The sequence below is a fragment of the Actinomadura sp. genome, assembly GCF_044508335.1.
Lineage (GTDB): Bacteria > Actinomycetota > Actinomycetes > Streptosporangiales > Streptosporangiaceae > Spirillospora.
Map to the genome: position 1 here is coordinate 1 of NZ_JBIQHY010000002.1, position 19,200 is coordinate 19,200.

The window sequence follows — 19,200 nt, forward strand, 5'->3', positions numbered from 1 at the left end:
GGCCCCGGCCGCGCCCGCCGTCCCGGCGCCCGCGGCGCCCGCGCCCGCCGCCCCGGCTCCGGCGGCGCCGCCCGGGCCGAGGGCGAGCGCGGTGAGCGGGAACAGCATCGACAGCGCGGCGGCCGCGCCCGCGAGCGTGCGGACGCCGCGCCCCTCCCAGTCGGCCCCGTACGCCCCCGCCGCGACCGACTCCAGCTCGGCGACGAACGCCGCGGCCCCCATCGGGCGGTCCCACGGGTTCTTGGCCATGCCGCGCTCGATCAGCGGGCGCAGCGGCTCGGGGACGTCCCCGGCCGGGACGGGCGCCGTGAGGTGCAGGCCCATGAGCCCGGCCCCGTCCGCGGCGGCGTAGGGGCGGCGTCCCGTCACGCACTCGAAGAACACGCACGTCGCCGCGTACACGTCGGTGGCGGGGGAGGCGGGCTCGTCCCGCCACTGCTCGGGCGCCATGTAGACGGGCGTTCCGGAGCGCCCCGACGCGCCCGCGTCCACGGCGATCCCGAAGTCGATCAGCTTGCTCAGCCCGTCGCCGCGCACGATGACGTTCGCGGGCTTGTAGTCGCGGTGGACGATCCCGAGGTCGTGCGCGGCGGCGAGCCCCAGCAGCGACCCCTTGAGGACCGCCAGGGCCGCCTCCGGCTCCAGCGGCCCCCGCTCGGCGAGGACCGCCTTCAGCGGCGCGCCGTCCACGGCCTCCATCACGATGGCCGCGCCCTCCGGCCTCTCGACCAGCCCGAACAGCTCGGCGACGAAGGGGTTGCGGAGCCGGCTCAGCAGTGCCGCCTCGGCCCGGAACCGCTCCCGGAACTCGGCGTCCCCCGCGAGCCGCTCCCCGAGGTACTTGATCGCCGCGGGCCGCCCGGTCGCGTCATGCCGCGCCAGCACGACCCGCCCCTGCGCCCCCTCGCCGAGCACGCGCAGCTCGCTGTACCCCGGAACGCGCCAACCGCCCATGAACCGCCCCCATCAGCCGCCGTGACCCATGGGGGTTATACCGGATCGCCGGCCCCGCCCACGAGGCGGTCAGGCGGCGATGGGCTCGGGCCGGGTGTCGTTCGGGTCGCCGGCCTCGGCCGGTGCGGGGACCGCGACGGCGGGGGCCGGGCGGAACCGGACGAACCGGGCGCCCGCGGCGATGAGGAGGGCGAGGACGACGACGGTGCCGACGCCGACGCGCAGGGAGGTGGCGTCCGAGAGGAAGCCGACCACGACCGGGCCGAGCAGCAGGCCGCCGTAGCCCATCGCGCCGACCTGGGCGACGGCCGCGGCCGGACGGTCCGGCGCGGCGGTCCCGGCCAGCGAGATCGTCGTCGGGACGACCGTGCAGACGACCAGCCCGGTCACGAAGAACCCGGCGATCGCGACGGCCGGGTTCGGCGCCAGCACGACGACGGTCATCCCGGCCGCGGTGCCGAGGCCCGCGCCGGTCAGCAGCCGGCGGGTGCCGACGCGCATCCGGACGCGGTCGCCGACCAGCCGGCCGAGCAGCATCGCCAGCTCGAACACCGGGTAGCCGACGGCGGCCACGGCCTCGGTGGCGCCCAGTTCGTCGTGCAGGAGCAGGCCGCTCCAGTCGGCGATCGAACCCTCGGTCATGAACGCGATGAAGCCGAGGACGCCGATGAGGTACACGGCGGCGGGCATGCGGCGCCCCCTGCGGCCCGTCCCGGGCGCGGCGGGCGCGGCGGGGTCGGGCAGGTAGGTGCGGCCGAGCGCGAGGCCGGCGGGCAGCGACAGCAGCGCGGCGGCCAGCACGGTCCCGGTGAACCCGAACCCGGCGGCGGCCGTGGCGACGCCGAACAGCCCGCCGCTCATCGCGCCGACGCACCAGCCGGCGTGCATGCCGCTCATGACGGACCGGCGGTACGCCTGCTCGACGACGCTGCCCTGCGCGTTCATCGCGATGTCGGTGATCCCGAACGTCATGCCGAACAGGGCGACGGCCGCGAGCAGCAGCCCGTAGGTGGGCGCGAGCGCCACCGCCGCGTACGAGAGCGCGGTCAGCGGCAGCGCCGCCCGCAGCACCGTGCGGCTGCCCGCGCGCGCCATGACGCCGCGCAGCGCCTGCATGGCCGCGATCGCGCCGAGACCCCAGACGAGGACGACGATGCCGATCTCGCCCTCGGTGGTCCCGAACTTCCCGGCCAGCGCGGGCATGCGCGCCACCCACACCCCGGTCAGCAGACCGGCCAGTGCGAAGGTCAGGAACGTCCCGGAACGGGCACGGAACAGCATGGTTCACCTCTTTCTGGTCTCGGCGGGGCGCACCCCGGTGGTGCCGCGCAGGCGTTCCTGCACGGCCGCTTCGTGCGGGTTCTCCGCGTGGTGGGAGTGCTCCGGGACTCGGGGGAGCCCGGAGGGGGCCGTGTGGCCCGGGTCAGCGCTCCAGCAGGGCGAGCAGCCGCTGTTTCAGCGCTTCGAGTTGTCGCTCGTCGTACAGGCCCGGGGCGTGGCTGACGACTTCCCAGAGCCCCTCGGCCGCGAGGCGGACGACCATCGCGATGCCGGGGTCGGGGTCCTCGGCGGGGTCGCGGCCGTGCCAGCGCCGCATCGCCTCGTTCAGCGGCTCGGCCTGCTCCGGGTCCGCCGCGGCGGCCGTGATGGCCGACCAGCGCCGGTAGGCGCGGGCCTCGCCGGTGAGGATCTCGAACGTCGCCTCGACGTAGGCGCGGGTGTAGGCGCCGGGCGCGCCGTCGCCGTAGGAGTCGATGTAGGTGGCGATCAGGTCGTCGAACTCCTCGATGACCCGGGCCACCATCGCCCGGACGAGGGCCTCCTTGGTGGGGAAGTGGTAGAGCAGCCCGCCCTTGCTGACGCCGGCGCGGTCGGCGACCGCGGTGAGCGTCAGCGCCTGCGTCCCCTGCTCGGACAGGACGGCCTCCGCGGCGTCCAGCAGCGCTTCCCTCGTCATGACCCCTCCACTGTACCGGCTGGACGGTACACCGGGTGAACCGGCCCGGTGGCGGCGCTATTCCCGGCCCGGCCCCCGGCATCCGCGCTACCGCGCGGGCAGCGGCGGGGAACAGCGGGGGCGCGGATACTGTTGACCGCGTGGTGACCTACCTCGACCATGCGGCGACGACCCCGATGCTGCCCGAGGCCATCGAGGCGATGACGGCGGAGCTACGCGAGCTGGGGAACCCGTCCTCCCTGCATGCGGTGGGGCGGCGCGCCCGCCGCGTCGTCGAGGAGTCCAGGGAGATCATCGCCGAGGCGTTCGACGCCCGGCCGAGCGAGGTCGTGTTCACCTCCGGCGGCACCGAGTCCGACAACCTGGCGGTCAAGGGGCTCTACTGGGCGCGGCGCGCCGCCGATCCGGCCCGCGTCCGCGTGCTGGCCGGCGCCATCGAGCACCACGCCGTCATGGACGCGGTGCAGTGGCTCGCCGACCACGAGGGCGCCAAGGTCGACTGGCTGCCGGTGGACGAGTTGGGCCGCGTCCAACCCGACGTCCTGCGCGAGGCGCTCGGCTCCGGGGACGACGTGGCGCTCGCCACGGTCATGTGGGCGAACAACGAGGTCGGCACCGTCCAGCCCGTCGCGGAGCTGGCCGCCGCCGCCCGCGAGCGCGGCGTCCCCCTGCACACCGACGCCGTCCAGGCCGCCGGGCACCTGCCCGTCGGCTTCGCGGCGAGCGGCGCGCAGGCGCTGACCGTCACCGGCCACAAGCTCGGCGGCCCGATCGGCGTCGGGGCGCTGCTGCTCGCCAAGCCCAAGGAGCCGGTGTTCCTCGACCCGGTGCCGCTCCTGCATGGCGGCGGGCAGGAGCGCGACGTCCGGTCCGGGACGCTCGACACCCCCGCCATCGCCGGGTTCGCCGCCGCCGTCCAGGCGGCCGCCGCGCACCGGGAGGCCGAGGCGCGCCGGCTGGCCGGCCTGCGCGACCGGCTGATCGAGGCCGTCCGCGCCGCGGTGCCGGACGCGGTCCTCAACGGCGACCCCGCCGACCGGCTGCCCGGCAACGCGCACTTCTCCTTCCCCGGCTGCGAGGGCGACGCCCTGCTCATGCTGCTGGACGCGCGCGGCATCGCGTGCTCCACCGGGTCCGCGTGCTCGGCGGGAGTCTCGCAGCCCAGCCACGTCCTGCTCGCGATGGGCGCGAGCCCCGAGCGCGCCCGCGGCTCGCTGCGCTTCACCCTCGGCCACACCTCCACCGAGGCCGACGTCAAGGCCCTCGCCGACGCCATCGGCCCGGTCGTGGAACGCGCGCGCCGCGCCGGTCTCAGCTGATCTGCCCAGGTTTGACCGTCCGTTGAACGGGGACAGCGTCGGCCGTGACGACGGACGTGCGCGACGGGATCAAGCAGGCGGCGGGACACCCCTGGTTCCACCGCATGTCGAGGGTGGGGCTGGTCGCCCGCGGCCTGCTCTACCTGCTCATCGGATGGATCGCCCTGCAGGTGGCCCTCGGCGGAGGCGGCGAGGAGGCCGACCGGCAGGGCGCGCTGCAGACCGTCGCCGGGAAGCCCGGCGGCCTGGTCGTCGTCTGGCTGATGGCCGCCGGTTTCGCCGCCCTCGCCCTCTGGCAGTTCGCCGAAGCCGTATACGGGCGTCCCGTCCCGGACGGCGACAAGCCCACCGAGCGGCTGGCCTCCGCGGCGCGCGGGATCGTGTACTCCGTCGGCTTCGCGGGGACGCTGGCCTTCGTCTTCGGGCACCACGGGAAGTCGAGCGACCAGCAGTCCAAGACCCTCACGGCGCGGCTGATGGGCGAGCCCGGCGGCCGCTGGCTCGTCCTGGCGGTCGCCGCCGGGTTCGTGGTCTGGGGCGCCGTGGTGATCGTCAGCAGCGTCCGCCGCAAGTTCCTGGAGGAGCTCAAGACCGCCGAGATGAGCGATGCGGCGCGCCGCGTCGTCCAGCCGCTCGGGATCGTCGGCAACGGCGCCCGCGGCGTCCTCGGCCTCGCCGTCGGCGCCTTCCTCGCCCACGCGGCCGTCACCTTCGACCCCGGGAAGGCCCGCGGCCTGGACGGCGCCCTGCGCGAGTTCGCCGACACCCCCGCCGGGCCGTGGGGCCTTGCCGCGGTCGCCGCGGGCGTCCTGACCTTCGGCCTGTACTCCTTCTGCGAGGCCCGCTGGCGCAAGGTCGACGCGACCCGCTAGGACCGCCCGCGAGGGCCGGCCCGCTAGGGCTGGTACGGGGCGAGGGCCTTCCAGCCGGGGTCGGCGGTGGAGGCGACCTTGGCCTTGCCCTCCGGCCACCCGGCCGCGAGCTGGTCGAGCTCGGACACGACGCCCGAGTCGGGGTCGGCGTACAGGTGGAAGACGCGCAGGCCGTCGCCGGTCTCCCGGACGGCGAGGACCGCGCGGTCGCCCAGCTTGGCGAGCTTCTTCTCGAACGCGCGCAGCGCGCCCGCCGACGGCTCGACCGGCAGCCGGTCGGGGTTGCTGTTGGCGTACGGGACGGTGATCGCCACGTGCAGGTCGCAGAGCGGGTAGTCCTGCCGGTGCAGCGGGAACCGGGCGCCGAGGCGGGCCGGGTGCCCGCGCGGGGTGCGGCCCTCCCCGGTCAGCCAGGCGGGCTCGGCGAACGGCTCGGCGACCTGCTCGACGACCGCGGGCAGCATCGACGGCGGCAGCGAGTCGATCGGCGCCTCCTCCGCGGTCGCGACCTCGCCGATCCAGCGGGCCACGTCGTCCTCGCCGAGCGCCCAGTACAGGACGTTCAGCGCCACCTGGAGCCGCTGCTCCTCGGCGACGAACAGGAAGTCGGGGTGGTAGGCGCTGATGTGCACGCGGGCGCGGTCGGTGTCGGCGCGCATGCCCAGCCGGACGTACTCCAGGTCGAACTCGTGGTCGCCGAGGATGAGGTCCTGGGAGAGCATCTCCGGGTCGGCCTGGCGCGCCGGGTGGAAGGTCCAGCCGCCGGCCGCGGCGCCGGCGGGCGCGGCGCGCGCCCACCGCTCGGTCACGCCGCGCAGCTCCGGGTCGCCACCGCCGGTCACGGTCAGTGACGGGTTCCGGTCGTCGGCGCCGCCGATCTCCCACTGCAGCCCCGGATGGATACGGTGGACGCGGCGGGACAGCTCCTCGATCGTCTCCGCCGACAGCCCCTCGCCGGGCACGGCGGACTCCGCCGCGGCGGGCTCCGGCCCGGCGGCCAGGGAGGCCTCGATCGTCGGGCGGGCCTGCGCCCACCACTCCCAGAACTCGCTGATGGCGGGCGGTACGATGGCGGACGCCTCGCGCGGACGGCGGAAGATTCCCATAGCGGCCCCAATCGTACGCGGAAATGCGGGCGGCGGACCGGGCCACGCCGCGTACCCTCGAAGGCACCATGACTCTTCGCGTTCTCGCCGCAATGTCGGGCGGCGTCGATTCCGCCGTGGCCGCCGCCCGCGCCGCCGAGGCCGGGCACGACGTCACCGGCGTCCACATGGCCCTGTCCAGCAACCCGCGGTCCTACCGGACCGGCGCGCGCGGCTGCTGCACCCTGGAGGACTCCCGCGACGCCCGCCGCGCCGCCGACGCCATCGGCATCCCGTTCTACGTGTGGGACCTCGCCGAGCGGTTCCACAAGGACGTCGTGGAGGACTTCGTCAGCGAGTACGCGGCCGGCCGCACCCCGAACCCGTGCCTGCGCTGCAACGAGAAGATCAAGTTCGCCGCGCTGCTGGACCGCGCCATGGCCCTCGGGTTCGACGCCGTCTGCACCGGCCACTACGCCCGCCTCGAGGACGGCGTCCTGCGCCGCGGCGTCGACCCCGCCAAGGACCAGTCGTACGTCCTCGCCGTGTGCACCCCCGAGCAGCTCGCGCACGCGATGTTCCCGCTCGGCGACACCTCCAAGGCCGACATCCGGCGGGAGGCGGAGCGGCGCGGCCTCCAGGTCGCCGACAAGCCCGACAGCCACGACATCTGCTTCATCGCCGACGGCGACACGCGCGCCTTCCTCGCCGAGCGGCTCGGCACCGCGAAGGGCCCGATCGTCGACACCGGCGGCAACCGCGTCGGCGAGCACGACGGCGCCTACGCCTACACGATCGGGCAGCGCAAGGGCCTGCGGATCGGCACCCCCGCGCCGGACGGGCGGCCCCGGTACGTCCTCGACATCTCCCCGGTCACGAACACCGTGACGGTCGGGCCGCGCGAGGAGCTGGACGTCCACGAGATCACCGGCGAGCGGCCGGTGCGGCTGAGCGACGTGCCGGACGGCCCGTTCGACTGCCAGGTCCAGCTGCGCGCGCACGGCGAGGTCCACGACTGCACGGCCGAGCTGCGCGGCGGCGAGCTGCGCATCAGCCTCGCCGCCCCGGCGCGCGGCGTCGCGGCCGGCCAGGCCGCCGTGCTGTACGACGGCGACCGGGTCCTCGCGTCGGCCACGATCTCCGTGGCCCGGCTCTCCTCCCTCGGGCGCTGAGCGCTCCGCCGTACCGTGCCCCCCGGGGGATCACATCGGGCCGGGGTGTCTTATGGTCGCGTAGGCGAGCATTGGGAGGCGTGTTGTGGAGTTCGGTGTTTCGACGTTCGTGACCGATGACGGGATCGGGCCGGCGGCCCTCGGGCGGGCGCTGGAGGAGCGCGGGCTCCGGTCGCTGTACCTGGCCGAGCACACCCACATCCCGGTGAAGCGGGAGTCGCCGTGGCCGGGCGGGGCGGAACTGCCCCGGATGTACTACCGGACGCTCGACCCGTTCGTGGCGCTGACCGCCGCGGCGGCGGTGACCGAGCGGCTCCGCGTCGGGACGGGCATCGCGCTGGTCGTCCAGCGGGACCCGATCATCCTGGCGAAGGAGACCGCCTCCCTCGACCTGGTCTCCGGCGGGCGCGCGGTGCTCGGCGTCGGCGCGGGCTGGAACCGGGAGGAGATGCGCAACCACGGCACCGACCCGAGGACGCGGATGCGGTTGCTCCGCGAGCGCGTGCTCGCCGTCAAGGAGCTGTGGACGAAGGACGAGGCCGAGTTCCACGGCGAGTTCGTCGACTTCGACCCGGTGTTCTCCTACCCGAAGCCCGTCCAGGACCCGCACCCTCCCGTGATGATCGGCGGGGCCGGGCCGACGACGTTCGACCGCGTCGTGGAGTTCGGCGACGGCTGGCTGCCGATCTACGGGCGCGACACCGGCGTGCTCGCCGCGAAGATCGCCGAGCTGCGCGAGCGGGCGGGCCGCCGGGTGCCGGTGACGGTGTTCGGGGCGCCGGGCAGGCGCGAGGCGATCGAGGAGCTGGCGGCCGCGGGCGTCGACGAGGTCCTGTTCAACCTGCGGACCGAGCCGGAGCCCGACACGCTCCGCTACCTGGACCGGCTCGCGGAACTGGTGTGATCACCGCGCCGCTAGGCTCTCCCGTGTGACGAGTTATCCCTGGCGGGCCGGGACGGCGACCGGCATCGGGTCCTACCCGGGGGACGACCCGGCGGAGGCGCTGCGGGTCGTCCTCGGCGAGCTGCCCGAGCTGCCGCACCTGCCGGAGCTGCCCGCGCGCGGGCCCGGCGCCGACCTGACCGGGCGGACGGCCGGGCTGCTGATCGACATGCCGGTGCGGGTGGAGCCCTCCGGATGGCGGTTCGCCGACCGCCCCGGCCGCGACACGATGCGCGCCCGCGACCACCTGGCCCGCGACCTCGACGCCCTGGAGGAGGTCGCGGGCGGTCACGACGGGCCGTTCAAGATCCAGGTGTGCGGGCCGTGGACGCTGGCGGCCACGATCGAGCTGCGGCACGGGGACCGCGCGCTGAAGGACCCGGGTGCCGTCCGCGACCTGGCCGCCTCGCTCGCCGAGGGCGTCGCCGCGCACGTCGCGGACGTCCGGCGCCGGCTGCCCGCGGCGGAGATCCTGCTGCAGCTGGACGAGCCCGGCCTGCCCGCCGCGCTCGCCGGCACCGTCCCGACCGCCAGCGGGTTCTCCCGGCTGCGCGCGATCGAGGAGCCCGTCGCGCAGGAGGCCCTGCGCGGCGTGATCGACGCTGTCGGCGCGTACACGGTCGTGCACTGCTGCGCCCGGAACGTCCCCTACGGGCTGCTGCGCGGCGCCGGAGCCCATGCGGTCTCCGTCGACCTGGCGCTGGTGCCGGAGCGCGACGACGACGCGGTGGGGGAGGCGATCGACGCCGGGACGGCCCTGTTCCTCGGCGCGGTGCCCGCCGCCGACGCCGCGCTGCCGTCCCTGCGGGCGACGGGCGAGCCGGTGCGGGAGCTGTGGCGGCGGCTCGGATTCCCGGCCGCGCGGCTGGCGGAACAGGTCGTGATCACCCCGGCCTGCGGCATGGCGGGCGCGTCGCCCCGGTACGTCCGCGACGCCCTCAAGCGCTGCCGGGACACGGCGCGGATGCTTTACGAAGCCGCCGCGTGAGGCGCGACGTAATGTCGGACCCGTTGGCGACAATAGGGGCATGACCATGAGCGACGGCGTTCCCACCGAGGCACGGCAGCGGCACCGCGAGCTGAGCGAGGAGCTCGAAGAGGCCAACTACCGGTACTACGTCCTCGACCAGCCGACGCTCACCGACGCGGAGTACGACCAGCGGATGCGGGAGATCCGCGCGCTGGAGGAGCGGTACCCCGAGCTCGTCACGCCCGACTCGCCGACGCAGAAGGTCGGCGCGCCGATCGTCACCGACTTCAGGACCGTCCAGCACCTGGAGCGGATGCAGAGCCTCGACAACGCGATGAGCGACGAGGAGCTGGTCGCGTGGGACGAGCGCGTCGTCAAGGAGGTCGGCGAGGTCGCCGGCTACCTGTGCGAGCTGAAGATCGACGGGCTGGCGATCGCGCTGACCTACGAGAACGGGCGGCTGACGCGCGGGGTCACCCGCGGCGACGGGCGCACCGGCGAGGACGTCACCAACAACGTCCGCACGATCGCCGACGTCCCCGACCGGCTGGCGGGGGAGGGCTGGCCGGACGTCCTGGAGGTCCGCGGCGAGGTCTTCCTGCCGGTCGACGGGTTCGAGCAGGTCAACGCCGCGCAGGTCGAGGCCGGCAAGGAGCCGTTCGCCAACCCGCGCAACGCGGCGGCGGGGTCGCTGCGGCAGAAGGACCCGCGCGTCACCGCGCACCGGCCGCTCGGCATGCTCGTCCACGGGTTCGGCGCCTGGCGCGGCGGCGAGCAGCCGGAGAGCCAGTCCGGGGCGTACGAGCTGATGCGCGGCTGGGGGCTGCCGATCAGCGACCGGTACAAGGTCGTCGGCGGGCTCGACGCCGTCCGCGAGTACATCGCCGAGTACGGCGAGAACCGGCATGACACCCCGTACGAGATCGACGGGGTCGTGGTGAAGGTCGACCAGTTCTCGCTTCAGCGGCGGCTCGGGTCGACGAGCCGGGCGCCGCGCTGGGCGATCGCGTGGAAGTACCCGCCGGAGGAGGTCAACACCAAGCTCCTCGACATCAAGGTGGGCGTGGGGCGCACCGGGCGCATCACCCCGTACGGCGTGATGGAGCCGGTGAAGGTCGCGGGTTCGACCGTCGACCGGGCCACGCTGCACAACGCGGGCGAGGTCAAGCGCAAGGGCGTGCTGATCGGCGACACCGTCGTGCTGCGCAAGGCCGGCGACGTTATCCCCGAGATCCTCGCGCCGGTGACCGCGCTGCGCGACGGCTCCGAGCGCGAGTTCGAGATGCCGACGCACTGCCCCGAGTGCGGGACGGAGCTGGCCTACGAGAAGGAGGGCGACGCCGACATCCGCTGCCCCAACGCGCAGTACTGCCCCGGGCAGCTGCGCGAGCGGGTCTACTTCGTCGCGAGCCGCAACGCCCTCGACATCGAGGCGCTCGGATACGTCGGGGCGACCGCGCTGACGCAGCCGCTGGAGCCGGAAGAGCCGCCGGTGAAGAACGAGGGCGACCTGTTCCACCTGACCGTCGACCAGCTGCTGCCGATCAAGAGCCTGGTGCTCGACCCGAAGTCCGGCACGCCCAAGATCGACCCGAAGACCGGCGAGCCGAAGGTCGTGTCGTTCTTCGCCACCAAGGACGGCGAGCCGAAGAAGACGGTCGAGATCCTCTTCGAGGAGCTGGAGAAGGCCAAGAAGCAGCCGCTGTGGCGGGTGCTGGTGGCGCTGTCGATCCGGCACGTGGGGCCGTCGGCCGCGCGCGACCTGGCCCGCGAGATGCGCTCGATGGACGCGATCGCGAACGCGACCGAGGAGGAGCTGGCGGCGGTCGACGGGGTCGGGCCGACGATCGCGGCGTCGATCAAGAAGTGGTTCGCGGTCGACTGGCACCGGGAGATCGTCGACAAGTGGCGGGCCGCGGGCGTCCGGATGGAGGACGAGGGCGCCGCCGGCCCGCGTCCGCTGGAGGGCGTCACCGTCGTGATCACCGGGTCGCTGGAGGAGTTCAGCCGCGACTCGGCGACCGAGGCGGTGCAGCGGCTCGGCGGCAAGGTGTCCGGCTCGGTGTCGAAGAAGACCGGATTCGTGGTCGTGGGCGACAATCCCGGGTCAAAGTACGACAAAGCCGTCAAGCTGGGCGTACCGGTCCTGGCGGAGGAGGGCTTTCGCGTGCTGCTCGCCGAAGGGCCGGATGCGGCCAAAAACGTGACTTTGCGCGCCGATGAATGACATGGCGTGATCGTGGGGGTTCCACCAGCGGCGCATTACTCAGGGGTACACTCCAATCACCCAACGGTGAGCGGGCGGTGCGGAACGGCATAACGGAACGTACGCAATCGGTTTCGCGAAGTTGAGCGGAGGCCGTACCCTCCCTCTCATCACGACCTGTACCTGAATCTCCGGACGTAACACCCGGGGGGCGTCCCCCGAGGTCGGGGACGCTCCGGTGCCGGGGGACGGCCCCCCGAACCCCCCGAGGATGTGATGAAGGACCCGAACAACACCCGGAACACGGCCCCGCGCCGTGGTTCCCCGTTGTGGATCTACTTCGTCGTGGTCATCCTGCTCGGCGTCGCGGCCGGCGGGGCCGCGTTCTCCGGGCTGACCGCCGCCGACCTGGACGCCCTCGTCAGCACGCCGGTGTTCTGGATCCTCGGCTGCTTCATCGTGTTCGGCGAGCTGCGCCCGATCATCACGCCCGGCTCCACCGAGAACAACGGCGCCACCACCTCCACCACGTTCTCGTTCGCCGCGCTGCTGTACGCCGGGCTGCCCATCGCCGCCGCCCTCCAGGCCATCGCCGTCGTCACCTGCGGGATCTTCCGCGGCCGCGCCCCGCACCGGATCGCCTTCAACGCCGCCCAGTACACCCTCAGCCTCGCCGCCGCCCAGCTCGTCCTCGCCCTGTCCGGCGACCTCGCCACCCCGTCCGACCTGTGGGTGCCGCACGGCTCCGACCTGCCCGCGATCGCGCTCGCCGGCGCCGTCTACTTCGCCTGCAACGACACCCTCGTCGGCTCCGCCGTCGCCCTGCACGCGCGGATCCCGCTGGTCAAGGCGCTCCGCACCGACCTCGCCTACCAGGTGCTCGTCCATCTGGCGCTGCTCGGCCTCGCCCCGCTGATGGTCGTCGCGATGGACCGGTCCGCCCTGTTCGTGCCGCTGATCGTCCTGCCGTTCATCGCGGTCTACATGAACGCGTCGGTGTCCGTCCGGCGCGAGCACCAGGCCCTGCACGACGGGCTGACCGGGCTGCCCAACCGCAAGCTGCTGATCGTCCGCACCGAGGAGGCCCTCGCCATGGCCCGCGGCGCGGAGCACCGGCGCCGCCTCGGCCGCCGCAAGGCCGCCGACCCGCCCGACCACCGCGCCGGGCTGTTCCTCCTCGACCTCGACCGCTTCAAGGAGGTCAACGACACCCTCGGCCACCCCACCGGCGACCGCCTTCTCCAGCTCGTCGCGCACCGGCTCACCCACAGCGTCCGCCCCGGCGACCTCGTCGCGCGGCTCGGCGGCGACGAGTTCGCCGTGCTGCTGCCGTCCGTCCGCGACGAGGCCGCCGCCCGCGAGGTCGCCGCCCGGCTGCGCGCCGCCCTCAGCGAACCCGTCCGGCTCGACGGCATGTCCTTCGACATGGAGGCCAGCGTCGGCATCGCGCTGTTCCCCGACCACGCGCCCGACTTCGAACTGCTCCTGCAGCGCGCCGACGTCGCCATGTACAACGCCAAGGAGGCCCGCACCGGCGTCGAGATCTACTCGCCCGGCAAGGACCGCAACTCCCCGGCCCGGCTCAGCATGCTCGGCGACCTGCGCCGCGCCATCGACCGCTCCGAACTCGAACTCTTCTACCAGCCGAAGGTCTCCCTGCGCGACGGCCACCTCGTCGGCATGGAGGCCCTCCTCCGCTGGCGGCACCCCGACGAGGGCGTCCTCGAACCCGAGGCGTTCCTGTCCATCGCCGAGCAGACCTACCTGATGCGCTCGATCACCCACCACGTCGTGACCGGCGCGCTCGCGCAGACCGCCGCCTGGTGGCGCGAAGACCTCCCCGTCCAGGTCGCCGTCAACGTCTCCGGCCGCGACCTCCTCGACACCGGCCTCGCCGAGACCATCGAAGAGGGCCTGCTGGCCCGCGGCCTGCCCGCCGCCGCGCTCCAGCTGGAGATCACCGAGCGGATCCTCATGAACGAGCCCGCCTACGCCTCCGACACCGTCGGCGCCCTGGCCGACCTCGGCATCCCCCTCAGCCTCGACGACTTCGGCACCGGCTACTCCTCCCTCGTCCGGCTCAAGCGCCTCCCCGTCGAAGAGATCAAGATCGACGCCTCCTTCGTCCGCCGCCTCGCCGAATCCCCCGACGACGCCGTCATCGTCCGCTCCATCATCGACCTCGTCCGCACCCTCGGCCTCCGCTCCATCGCCGAAGGAGTCGAAGACCCCGCCACCGCCGAAACGCTCCGCGACATGGGCTGCGACGCGGCCCAAGGCTGGCACTTCGGCCGCCCCATGGACGCCGCCACCGCCACCGACTGGCTGCGCCGCCACGCGCAGATAACACCGGAGCCTGCTGCTTGATTTGGGGGGGCGACCCCCCAATCCCCCCGTCAGCGACGCAGGCGATCCTCGCGCCGCTGTTGCGGTCGCTGTGCCTGTTGCGGTTTGTGGGGCGTCGCTGCGGTCGCCTGCGTCGCCGGGCATGCCCGCTCCGGGCGCTAGAGCGCCCTCCGCGTGCCTGCCCGTGGCGGTCGCTTCGGTCTGCGGCCAGGCTCGGGTCTGGTCCGAGAGGGTGTGAATTGTGCTCGTCCGAGGACCGGTCCACGGGTGCGCTGCGGCTCGGGTCGAGGGCGTGCGGGCGTGTTGTTGTCGTTGGGGACCCCGTGCGAGCCGGCCGGCCTTGTGCCACGGGTCGGTGTGCGGCTGTGGTCGGCCGGCTCGCCGGTCTGGGGGGTCAGTAGCCGCGGTGGCGGGGTTCGTAGTCGTCCTCGTAGTACTCCTCGCGTACGCGCGCTGCGGGGCGGCGCGTGGCGCGGCGGGCGGACGCTATGCGGACTATGCCTATGATCAGGCCGATCAGGCCGCCGATCATCAGGATCACGCCTACCAGGCGGATGTCGATGCCGCTGAGATCGTAGTTGACCGCATAGGCCAGGACCGCGCCGATGATGATCAGGGCGATGCTGCCGCCGATGGTCACGGCGGTCTCCTCTCGTCGTCCCGGGGGTGGACGTGAGGAGCGTTCCCCCTGTGCGGAGATGAAACGGCGCGCCGGGATCTCATGGCCGCGTAAACCGGTCGGGCGGCGGGGGGTGCGGCCCATAGGATGGCGGTGAACCCAATTCATCGCAGGAACGGTTTCTCTCATGTCCGCCATCACCCGTGACGAGGTGTCGCACCTCGCCCGGCTGTCCCGGCTGGCGCTCGGCGACGATGAGCTCGACCATCTCGCCGCCCAGCTCGACCAGATCATCTCCGCGGTCGCGCGGGTGCAGGAGGTCGCCGCGCAGGACATCCCGCCCACCTCGCACGCGCTCCCGCTGACCAACGTCTACCGGCCGGACGAGGTACGCCCGTGCCTCACGCCCGAGCAGGCCCTCTCCGGGGCGCCGGCCGCCGAGGAGCAGCGCTTCCGGGTACCGCGGATCCTGGATGAGGAGGCGTGATGGAGCTGGTCAGGAAAGGGGCGGCGGAGCTCGGAGAGCTGCTCGCCGCCGGCGAGGTGTCGGCCGTCGAGGTGGCCGAGGCGCACCTGGACCGGATCGCGGCCGTCGACGGGCAGGTCAACGCGTTCCTGCACGTCGACCGCGACACGACGCTGGCGCAGGCGCGGAAGGTGGACGAGCGGCGCGCGGCGGGGGAGGAGCTCGGCCCGCTGGCCGGCGTGCCCATCGCGCACAAGGACGTGTTCACCACCACCGACATGCCGACCACGGCCGGGTCCAAGATCCTTGAAGGGTGGCGGCCGCCCTACGACGCGACCGTGACCGCGCGGCTGCGGCAGGCCGGGCTCGTGATCCTCGGCAAGACGAACATGGACGAGTTCGCCATGGGGTCGTCCACCGAGAACAGCGCGTACGGCATCTCCAAGAACCCGTGGGATCTGGAGCGCATCCCCGGGGGCTCGTCCGGGGGGTCGTCGGCGGCCGTGGCGGCGTATGAGGCGCCGCTGTCCACGGGTACCGATACCGGGGGCTCGATCCGGCAGCCCGCCGCGGTCACCGGGATCGTCGGGGTGAAGCCCACGTACGGCGGGTCGTCGCGGTACGGAGTGATCGCGTTCGCGTCGTCGCTGGACACGCCCGGCCCGTTCGCCCGCAGCGTCCTCGACGCGGCGCTGCTGCACGAGGCGTTCAGCGGGCACGACCCGATGGACTCGACCTCGGTGGACGAGGCCGTCCCGCCGGTCGTGGAGGCCGCGCGGCACGCCGACGTCGACGGCCTGCGCGTGGGCGTCGTGAAGGAGTTCGCCGGCGAGGGGTACGAGGCGGGCGTCTCCGCCCGCTTCACCGAGGCGGTCGAGCTGCTGGAGTCGCTGGGCGCGAAGGTCGTCGAGGTCTCCTGCCCGCACTTCACCTACGCGCTGCCGGCGTACTACCTGATCGCGCCGTCGGAGTGCTCGTCCAACCTGGCCCGCTTCGACGCCATGCGGTACGGCCTGCGCGTCGGCGACGACGGCACCCGCAGCGCCGAGGAGGTCATGGCGCTGACCCGCGCCGAGGGCTTCGGGCCCGAGGTGAAGCGGCGCATCATGCTCGGCACCTACGCGCTGTCGTCCGGCTACTACGACGCCTACTACGGCAAGGCGCAGCAGGTCCGCACGCTGATCAAGCGCGACTTCGAGGCCGCGTTCGAGCAGGTGGACGTCCTGGTGTCGCCGACGACGCCGACCACCGCGTTCCCGATCGGCGAGCGCGCCGACGACCCGGTCGCGATGTACCTGGCCGACCTGTGCACCATCCCGGCGAACCTCACCGGCAACGCCGCGATCTCCGTGCCCTGCGGCCTGTCGGACGGCCTGCCCGTCGGCCTGCAGATCATGGCGCCCGTGCTCGGCGACGACCGCGTGTACCGCGTCGGCGCCGCCGTCGAGCGGGCACTTGAGGACCGCTGGGGCGGCCCCCTGCTGGCGAAGGCCCCGGAACTGGCGGAGGCGAAGTGACCACCGAGACGCTGATGGACTACGACGAGGCGCTGGCCAAGTACGAGCCGGTGCTGGGGATCGAGACCCACATCGAGCTGGGGACCGCGTCCAAGATGTTCTGCGGGTGCCCGACGGAGTTCGGCGCCGAGCCGAACACGCAGGTGTGCCCGGTGTGCCTCGGGCTGCCCGGGTCGCTGCCGGTGACGAACCGCGCCGCGATCGAGGGCATCATCAAGATCGGCCTGGCGCTGAACTGCGAGATCGTGGAATGGTGCCGGTTCGCCCGGAAGAACTACTTCTATCCGGACATGCCGAAGAACTTCCAGATCTCGCAGTACGACGAGCCGCTCTGCGTGGACGGGTACCTGGACGTCGAGGTCGACGGCGAGACGTACCGGATCGAGATCGAGCGCGTCCACATGGAGGAGGACACCGGCAAGTCGCTGCACGTCGGCGGCTCGACCGGGCGCATCCACGGGGCCGACTACTCGCTGGTCGACTACAACCGGGCCGGCATCCCGCTGGTGGAGATCGTCACCAGGCCGATCGTCGCGACCGGTGACAAGGCGCCGCTCGTCGCGCGGGCGTACGCGACCGAGCTGCGCGAGCTGGTGCGGTCCCTGGGCGTCTCGGACGTCCGCATGGAGCAGGGCTCGATGCGCTGCGACGTCAACGTCTCCCTGATGCCGCGCGGCGCGCGGGAGTGGGGGACGCGGACGGAGACGAAGAACGTCAACTCGCTGCGGTCGGTGGAGCGGGCCGTCCGGTCGGAGATCGAGCGGCAGGCCGGCGTGCTCGCCGGCGGCGGGCGGATCGTCCAGGAGACCCGGCACTTCCACGAGGACACCGGCCGCACCACGAGCGGGCGCAGCAAGGAGGAGGCGCAGGACTACCGGTACTTCCCCGAGCCCGACCTGGTGCCGATGGCGCCGTCGCGGGAGTGGGTGGAGGAGCTGCGCGCGTCGCTGCCCGAGCTGCCCGCGGCGCGGCGGCGGCGCATCCAGGCCGAGTGGAACCTGTCCGACCTGGAGCTGCGGGACGTCGTCAACGCCGGCGCCGTCGACCTCATCGAGGCGACGGTCGCGCAGGGCGCCGACCCGGCCGCGGCCCGCAAGTGGTGGATGAACGAGCTGTCGCGGCGCGCGACCGAGCAGGGCGTCGAACTGGCCGACCTGCCGATCACCCCGGAGCAGGTCGCGCGGGTGCAGGCGATGATCACCGCCGGGGAGCTGAACGACAAGCTGGCCCGGAAGGTGTTCGAGGGAGTCCTCGCCGGGGAGGGCACGCCGGACGAGGTCGTCGCCAAGCGGGGCCTGAAGGTCGTCAGCGACGAGGGCGAGCTGTCGTCGGTGATCGACCAGGTGATCGCCGACAACGCTGACGTGGCCGACAAGGTCCGGGCCGGGAAGGTCGCCGCCGCCGGCGCCCTGGTCGGCGCCGTCATGAAGGCGACCCGCGGGCAGGCCGACGCCGGCCGGGCCCGCGAACTGATCCTGGAGAAGCTCGGCGCGTCCTGACGCGCGGCCGCCGTCCCGCGGCCCGGCAGGGGCGGGACGGCGGTCACCCGACCGGGACGCTGAGGACGCGGTCGTCGTCCCGTGCGGGGTCGCCGCGGCCGTCGCGGTTGCTCGTGGTCACCCAGAGGGAGCCGTCCGGGGCCTTCACCACGGCGCGCAGGCGGCCGTAGTCGTTCTCGAAGTGCGCGACCGGCCGGCCCGCCTTGCCGTCGTCCAGCGGCACCTCCCAGAGGCGTTCGCCGCGCAGCGCGCCCGCCCACAGGGAGCCGTCCGCGAAGGCGAGCCCCGACGGGGACGCCTCGTCGGTCGTCCACGTCAGCAGCGGCTTCGTGAAGCCCTTGCCGTCCTCGGCGCCCTCGACCTCGGGCCAGCCGTAGTTCTTGCCCTTCTGGATCAGGTTGATCTCGTCGAAGCGGTTCTGCCCGAACTCCGTGGCGTAGAGGCGGCCCTCGTCGTCCCACGCGAGGCCCTGGACGTTGCGGTGCCCGTACGTCCAGACGCGGTTGCCGAACGGGTTGCCGGGGGCGGGCTTCCCGTCGGGGGTGACGCGAAGGATCTTGCCGGCGAGGGAGTCCCGGTCCTGCGCGAGAGGGCCGTCGCCCGTCTCGCCGGTGGTGATGTACAGCATCTTGTCGGGGCCGAACTTCAGCCGCCCGCCGTTGTGGTTGGGGCCCTTCGGGATGCCGGTGACGATCGGCTCCGGCGTGCCGAGGCGCCCGTCATAGGTGGCGCGGACGACACGGTTGTCCGACGCTGCCGTGTAGTACAGGTAGATCAGGTGGTCGGTCGCATACGACGGGGACACCGCCACGCCCAGTAGCCCGCCCTCGCCTTGCGGCTCCACGCCCGGCACCGTCCCCACCGCGGTCTTCTTCCCGGACGGCGCCACCCGCACCAGCCGCGCCGATTCGCGTTCGGTGACCAGCGCGTCGCCGCCGGGCAGGAACGCCACCGCCCACGGCACCTCCAGATCCGCGGCCACCGTGCGCGGCTTCCCGTCCGTCCGCGCGGGCGCGCCGGACGGGAGCGGCGGAGGTGTGCTCGCGCCGCCGCCGTCACCGTCCCCGCCGGACGAGGACGAGCAGCCCGCGAGGAGCACCGCGGCCGAGACCAGGACGATCGTGTGCAGTCGCATGAACGCCTCCCGTAGATAGTACGGATCCGGCGGGCAGGTCGTTCCCCGTCACCGAGCGTCATCCCGGGGCAAGTCTCCGATTCGGTGACGATCAGTTTTCGGACCTCCCAAACGGATCCGCGACAAGGTCGTTTGTCGCC

The 19,200-nt window shown here is 73.4% G+C and carries 16 protein-coding genes; 10 read left to right on the plus strand and 6 right to left on the minus strand.

Going from position 1 to position 19,200, the window contains the following annotated elements:
* The 3 genes from ACIWVC_RS00975 to ACIWVC_RS00985 all read right to left on the minus strand — a co-directional run.
* The coding region (locus ACIWVC_RS00975; protein ID WP_396453723.1) for a serine/threonine-protein kinase at positions 1 to 954 on the minus strand (954 nt) is incomplete at its 3' end.
* Positions 955 to 1,023: 69 nt separating this feature from the next.
* Entirely contained in the window at positions 1,024 to 2,235 is a 1,212-nt protein-coding gene (locus tag ACIWVC_RS00980) for an MFS transporter (protein WP_396449286.1), read from the minus strand.
* Positions 2,236 to 2,377: 142 nt separating this feature from the next.
* On the minus strand, positions 2,378 to 2,911 hold the full coding sequence (locus ACIWVC_RS00985; protein WP_396449285.1) for a TetR family transcriptional regulator: 534 nt from the start codon (positions 2,909 to 2,911) through the stop codon (positions 2,378 to 2,380).
* 143 nt (positions 2,912 to 3,054) lie between these two features.
* On the opposite strand from ACIWVC_RS00985, the gene ACIWVC_RS00990 reads away from it, so the two are divergent.
* Both ACIWVC_RS00990 and ACIWVC_RS00995 read left to right on the plus strand, forming a co-directional pair.
* Complete coding sequence (locus tag ACIWVC_RS00990) at positions 3,055 to 4,230, plus strand: cysteine desulfurase family protein (RefSeq protein ID WP_396449288.1); 1,176 nt, start codon at positions 3,055 to 3,057, stop codon at positions 4,228 to 4,230.
* Between the two features lie 44 nt (positions 4,231 to 4,274).
* Complete coding sequence (locus ACIWVC_RS00995) at positions 4,275 to 5,102, plus strand: DUF1206 domain-containing protein (RefSeq protein WP_396449284.1); 828 nt, start codon at positions 4,275 to 4,277, stop codon at positions 5,100 to 5,102.
* 23 nt (positions 5,103 to 5,125) lie between these two features.
* Here the strand turns inward: ACIWVC_RS00995 and ACIWVC_RS01000 are convergent, their stop codons facing one another.
* A complete protein-coding gene (locus tag ACIWVC_RS01000) occupies positions 5,126 to 6,208 on the minus strand; it encodes a DUF695 domain-containing protein (RefSeq protein WP_396449283.1) in 1,083 nt (360 codons plus the stop codon).
* Between the two features lie 68 nt (positions 6,209 to 6,276).
* On the opposite strand from ACIWVC_RS01000, the gene mnmA reads away from it, so the two are divergent.
* The 5 genes from mnmA to ACIWVC_RS01025 all read left to right on the plus strand — a co-directional run bounded on the left by mnmA (position 6,277) and on the right by ACIWVC_RS01025 (position 13,845).
* Positions 6,277 to 7,359, plus strand: a complete 1,083-nt coding sequence (gene mnmA, locus ACIWVC_RS01005; RefSeq protein ID WP_396449282.1) for a tRNA 2-thiouridine(34) synthase MnmA — start codon at positions 6,277 to 6,279, stop codon at positions 7,357 to 7,359.
* 85 nt (positions 7,360 to 7,444) lie between these two features.
* On the plus strand, positions 7,445 to 8,263 hold the full coding sequence (locus tag ACIWVC_RS01010) for an LLM class F420-dependent oxidoreductase (RefSeq protein ID WP_396449281.1): 819 nt from the start codon (positions 7,445 to 7,447) through the stop codon (positions 8,261 to 8,263).
* Between the two features lie 25 nt (positions 8,264 to 8,288).
* Complete coding sequence (locus ACIWVC_RS01015) at positions 8,289 to 9,290, plus strand: methionine synthase (protein WP_396449280.1); 1,002 nt, start codon at positions 8,289 to 8,291, stop codon at positions 9,288 to 9,290.
* Positions 9,291 to 9,330: 40 nt separating this feature from the next.
* Positions 9,331 to 11,499 carry an NAD-dependent DNA ligase LigA gene (ligA, locus tag ACIWVC_RS01020; protein ID WP_396449279.1) on the plus strand — a complete coding sequence of 723 codons (2,169 nt, stop codon included), beginning with the start codon at positions 9,331 to 9,333 and terminating at the stop codon, positions 11,497 to 11,499.
* 255 nt (positions 11,500 to 11,754) lie between these two features.
* Positions 11,755 to 13,845: a putative bifunctional diguanylate cyclase/phosphodiesterase gene (locus ACIWVC_RS01025; RefSeq protein WP_396449278.1), complete on the plus strand. Its 2,091-nt coding sequence runs from the start codon at positions 11,755 to 11,757 to the stop codon at positions 13,843 to 13,845.
* Positions 13,846 to 14,218: 373 nt separating this feature from the next.
* On the opposite strand, the gene ACIWVC_RS01030 is transcribed toward ACIWVC_RS01025, so the two are convergent.
* Positions 14,219 to 14,464 (minus strand): DUF6458 family protein, encoded by a 246-nt coding sequence (locus ACIWVC_RS01030; RefSeq protein WP_396449277.1) that lies wholly within the window; start codon positions 14,462 to 14,464, stop codon positions 14,219 to 14,221.
* A 166-nt stretch (positions 14,465 to 14,630) separates the two neighbouring features.
* On the opposite strand from ACIWVC_RS01030, the gene gatC reads away from it, so the two are divergent.
* From gatC to gatB, 3 genes are read left to right on the plus strand one after another with little or no spacing between them, the layout of a single operon-like run.
* Positions 14,631 to 14,930 carry an Asp-tRNA(Asn)/Glu-tRNA(Gln) amidotransferase subunit GatC gene (gene gatC / locus ACIWVC_RS01035; RefSeq protein WP_396449276.1) on the plus strand — a complete coding sequence of 100 codons (300 nt, stop codon included), beginning with the start codon at positions 14,631 to 14,633 and terminating at the stop codon, positions 14,928 to 14,930.
* Positions 14,930 to 16,426 carry an Asp-tRNA(Asn)/Glu-tRNA(Gln) amidotransferase subunit GatA gene (gatA, locus tag ACIWVC_RS01040; protein ID WP_396449275.1) on the plus strand — a complete coding sequence of 499 codons (1,497 nt, stop codon included), beginning with the start codon at positions 14,930 to 14,932 and terminating at the stop codon, positions 16,424 to 16,426. Before gatC ends, gatA begins: the two co-directional genes overlap by 1 nt.
* Positions 16,423 to 17,925 (plus strand): Asp-tRNA(Asn)/Glu-tRNA(Gln) amidotransferase subunit GatB, encoded by a 1,503-nt coding sequence (gene gatB, locus ACIWVC_RS01045; RefSeq protein ID WP_396453724.1) that lies wholly within the window; start codon positions 16,423 to 16,425, stop codon positions 17,923 to 17,925. The genes gatA and gatB overlap by 4 nt, the downstream gene beginning before the upstream one ends.
* 43 nt (positions 17,926 to 17,968) lie before the next feature.
* Here gatB and ACIWVC_RS01050 read toward each other — a convergent pair whose 3' ends face one another.
* Positions 17,969 to 19,060 (minus strand): PQQ-dependent sugar dehydrogenase, encoded by a 1,092-nt coding sequence (locus ACIWVC_RS01050; RefSeq protein ID WP_396449273.1) that lies wholly within the window; start codon positions 19,058 to 19,060, stop codon positions 17,969 to 17,971.
* Between the last annotated feature and the right edge of the window lie 140 nt (positions 19,061 to 19,200).

What these genes read in the sequence shown, in the direction of transcription:
- ACIWVC_RS00980 (WP_396449286.1), bottom strand. Translation starts at nt 2,235, where the DNA reads ATGCTGTTCCGTGCCCGTTCCGGGACGTTCCTGACCTTCGCACTGGCC.
- ACIWVC_RS00985 (WP_396449285.1), bottom strand. Translation starts at nt 2,911, where the DNA reads ATGACGAGGGAAGCGCTGCTGGACGCCGCGGAGGCCGTCCTGTCCGAG.
- ACIWVC_RS01000 (WP_396449283.1), bottom strand. Translation starts at nt 6,208, where the DNA reads ATGGGAATCTTCCGCCGTCCGCGCGAGGCGTCCGCCATCGTACCGCCC.
- mnmA (WP_396449282.1), top strand. Translation starts at nt 6,277, where the DNA reads ATGACTCTTCGCGTTCTCGCCGCAATGTCGGGCGGCGTCGATTCCGCC.
- ligA (WP_396449279.1), top strand. Translation starts at nt 9,331, where the DNA reads ATGACCATGAGCGACGGCGTTCCCACCGAGGCACGGCAGCGGCACCGC.
- ACIWVC_RS01025 (WP_396449278.1), top strand. Translation starts at nt 11,755, where the DNA reads ATGAAGGACCCGAACAACACCCGGAACACGGCCCCGCGCCGTGGTTCC.
- gatC (WP_396449276.1), top strand. Translation starts at nt 14,631, where the DNA reads ATGTCCGCCATCACCCGTGACGAGGTGTCGCACCTCGCCCGGCTGTCC.
- gatA (WP_396449275.1), top strand. Translation starts at nt 14,930, where the DNA reads ATGGAGCTGGTCAGGAAAGGGGCGGCGGAGCTCGGAGAGCTGCTCGCC.
- ACIWVC_RS01050 (WP_396449273.1), bottom strand. Translation starts at nt 19,060, where the DNA reads ATGCGACTGCACACGATCGTCCTGGTCTCGGCCGCGGTGCTCCTCGCG.